This window comes from Providencia sp. CIM-Carb-044, assembly GCF_033901115.1.
In the GTDB taxonomy this organism is placed as follows: Bacteria; Pseudomonadota; Gammaproteobacteria; order Enterobacterales; family Enterobacteriaceae; genus Providencia; species Providencia hangzhouensis.
The window spans coordinates 1-3595 of record NZ_JAXADV010000040.1 but is presented as its reverse complement, the minus strand read 5'-3'; the positions used below and the strand labels follow the sequence as shown (position 1 = coordinate 3595).

At 51.2% G+C, this 3595-nt stretch carries 2 protein-coding genes; one reads left to right on the top strand and one right to left on the bottom strand.

What is annotated here, in order from left to right; all coding sequences use genetic code 11:
* The coding region (locus tag SJ312_RS23010) for a recombinase family protein (RefSeq protein WP_047359290.1) at positions 1-316 on the bottom strand (316 nt) is incomplete at its 3' end.
* 163 nt (positions 317-479) lie between these two features.
* On the opposite strand from SJ312_RS23010, the gene SJ312_RS23005 reads away from it, so the two are divergent.
* The gene (locus tag SJ312_RS23005) at positions 480-3485 is read left to right on the top strand and encodes a Tn3-like element Tn3 family transposase (protein WP_001143760.1); all 3006 of its coding nucleotides are present in this window, start codon (positions 480-482) and stop codon (positions 3483-3485) included.
* The last annotated feature ends 110 nt before the right edge of the window (positions 3486-3595 follow it).

Sequence of the window (3595 nt, the reverse complement as noted above, 5' to 3'; positions counted from 1 at the left end):
TTTGCCCCATATCACCGTCGGTACTGATCCCGTCGTCAATAAACCGAACCGCTACACCCTGAGCATCAAACTCTTTTATCAGTTGGATCATGTCGGCGGTGTCGCGGCCAAGACGGTCGAGCTTCTTCACCAGAATGACATCACCTTCCTCCACCTTCATCCTCAGCAAATCCAGCCCTTCCCGATCTGTTGAACTGCCGGATGCCTTGTCGGTAAAGATGCGGTTAGCTTTTACCCCTGCATCTTTGAGCGCTCTGATCTGAATATCGAGGGACTGCTGGCTGGTTGAGACCCGCGCATAACCAAAAATTCGCATAAAAATGTACCTTAAATCGAATATCAGACACGATGTGTCTATTATGCCAAAATGACGATTTAATGGACACTCAAACGAAGCCGTTTTACTATGTCTGATAATTTATAACATTTCGTACGGTTGGAAAAATGTTACTAAATGCCCGTCAGGCAGGGAGGCCGATATGCCCGTTGACTTTCTGACCACTGAGCAGACTGAAAGCTATGGCAGATTCACCGGTGAACCGGATGAGCTTCAGCTGGCACGATATTTTCACCTTGATGAAGCAGACAAGGAATTTATCGGAAAAAGCAGAGGTGATCACAACCGTCTGGGCATTGCCCTGCAAATTGGATGTGTCCGTTTTCTGGGCACCTTCCTCACCGATATGAATCATATTCCTTCCGGCGTCCGGCATTTTACCGCCAGACAGCTCGGGATTCGTGATATCACCGTTCTTGCAGAATACGGTCAGAGGGAAAATACCCGCCGTGAGCATGCAGCGCTGATACGTCAGCACTATCAGTATCGTGAATTTGCCTGGCCCTGGACATTTCGCCTTACCCGTCTTTTATATACCCGGAGCTGGATAAGCAACGAACGTCCTGGCCTGCTTTTCGATCTGGCGACAGGGTGGCTTATGCAACATCGTATTATTCTCCCCGGAGCCACTACGCTGACCCGGTTGATTTCAGAGGTAAGGGAAAAGGCGACGTTGCGCCTGTGGAACAAACTGGCACTGATACCGTCAGCCGAACAGCGTTCACAGCTGGAGATGCTGCTGGGGCCAACTGATTGCAGCCGCCTGTCTTTACTGGAATCACTGAAAAAGGGCCCTGTGACCATCAGTGGTCCGGCGTTTAATGAAGCAATTGAACGCTGGAAAACTCTGAACGATTTTGGCCTGCATGCTGAAAACCTGAGTACACTCCCGGCTGTGCGCCTGAAAAATCTCGCACGTTATGCTGGTATGACTTCGGTGTTCAATATTGCCAGGATGTCACCGCAGAAAAGGATGGCGGTTCTGGTTGCCTTTGTCCTTGCATGGGAAACGCTGGCGCTGGATGATGCATTGGACGTTCTGGACGCCATGCTGGCCGTTATCATCCGTGACGCCAGAAAGATTGGGCAGAAAAAACGGCTCCGCTCGCTGAAGGATCTGGATAAATCTGCATTGGCGCTCGCCAGCGCATGTTCGTACCTGCTGAAAGAAGAAACACCGGACGAATCGATTCGTGCTGAGGTGTTCAGCTACATCCCAAGGCAAAAGCTGGCTGAAATCATCACGCTTGTCCGTGAAATTGCCCGGCCCTCAGACGATAATTTTCATGAAGAAATGGTGGAGCAGTACGGGCGCGTTCGTCGTTTCCTGCCCCATCTGCTGAATACCGTTAAATTTTCATCCGCACCTGCCGGGGTTACCACTCTGAATGCCTGTGACTACCTCAGCCGGGAGTTCAGCTCACGGCGGCAGTTTTTTGACGACGCACCAACGGAAATTATCAGTCGGTCATGGAAACGGCTGGTGATTAACAAGGAAAAACATATCACCCGCAGGGGATACACGCTCTGCTTTCTCAGTAAACTGCAGGATAGTCTGAGGCGGAGGGATGTCTACGTTACCGGCAGTAACCGGTGGGGAGATCCTCGTGCAAGATTACTACAGGGTGCTGACTGGCAGGCAAACCGGATTAAGGTTTATCGTTCTTTGGGGCACCCGACAGACCCGCAGGAAGCAATAAAATCTCTGGGTCATCAGCTTGATAGTCGTTACAGACAGGTTGCTGCACGTCTTTGCGAAAATGAGGCTGTCGAACTCGATGTTTCTGGCCCGAAGCCCCGGTTGACAATTTCTCCCCTCGCCAGTCTTGATGAGCCGGACAGTCTGAAACGACTGAGCAAAATGATCAGTGATCTACTCCCTCCGGTGGATTTAACGGAGTTGCTGCTCGAAATTAACGCCCATACCGGATTTGCTGATGAGTTTTTCCATGCTAGTGAAGCCAGTGCCAGAGTTGATGATCTGCCCGTCAGCATCAGCGCCGTGCTGATGGCTGAAGCCTGCAATATCGGTCTGGAACCACTGATCAGATCAAATGTTCCTGCACTGACCCGACACCGGCTGAACTGGACAAAAGCGAACTATCTGCGGGCTGAAACTATCACCAGCGCTAATGCCAGACTGGTTGATTTTCAGGCAACGCTGCCACTGGCACAGATATGGGGTGGAGGAGAAGTGGCATCTGCAGATGGAATGCGCTTTGTTACGCCAGTCAGAACAATCAATGCCGGACCGAACCGCAAATACTTTGGTAATAACAGAGGGATCACCTGGTACAACTTTGTGTCCGATCAGTATTCCGGCTTTCATGGCATCGTTATACCGGGGACGCTGAGGGACTCTATCTTTGTGCTGGAAGGTCTTCTGGAACAGGAGACCGGGCTGAATCCAACCGAAATTATGACCGATACAGCAGGTGCCAGCGAACTTGTCTTTGGCCTTTTCTGGCTGCTGGGATACCAGTTTTCTCCACGCCTGGCTGATGCCGGTGCTTCGGTTTTCTGGCGAATGGACCATGATGCCGACTATGGCGTGCTGAATGATATTGCCAGAGGGCAATCAGATCCCCGAAAAATAGTCCTTCAGTGGGACGAAATGATCCGGACCGCTGGCTCCCTGAAGCTGGGCAAAGTACAGGTTTCAGTGCTGGTCCGTTCATTGCTGAAAAGTGAACGTCCTTCCGGACTGACTCAGGCAATCATTGAAGTGGGGCGCATCAACAAAACGCTGTATCTGCTTAATTATATTGATGATGAAGATTACCGCCGGCGCATTCTGACCCAGCTTAATCGGGGAGAAAGTCGCCATGCCGTTGCCAGAGCCATCTGTCACGGTCAAAAAGGTGAGATAAGAAAACGATATACCGACGGTCAGGAAGATCAACTGGGCACACTGGGGCTGGTCACTAACGCCGTCGTGTTATGGAACACTATTTATATGCAGGCAGCCCTGGATCATCTCCGGGCGCAGGGTGAAACACTGAATGATGAAGATATCGCACGCCTCTCCCCGCTTTGCCACGGACATATCAATATGCTCGGCCATTATTCCTTCACGCTGGCAGAACTGGTGACCAAAGGACATCTGAGACCATTAAAAGAGGCGTCAGAGGCAGAAAACGTTGCTTAACGTGAGTTTTCGTTCCACTGAGCGTCAGACCCCGGATAGAGCGCAGGGTCAGGAAATCCTTGGATATCGTTCAGGTAGCCCACGCCGCGCTTGAGCGCATAGCGCTGGGT

Coding starts and splice junctions, on each gene's coding strand:
- SJ312_RS23005 (WP_001143760.1), top strand. CDS start 480: ATGCCCGTTGACTTTCTGACCACTGAGCAGACTGAAAGCTATGGCAGA.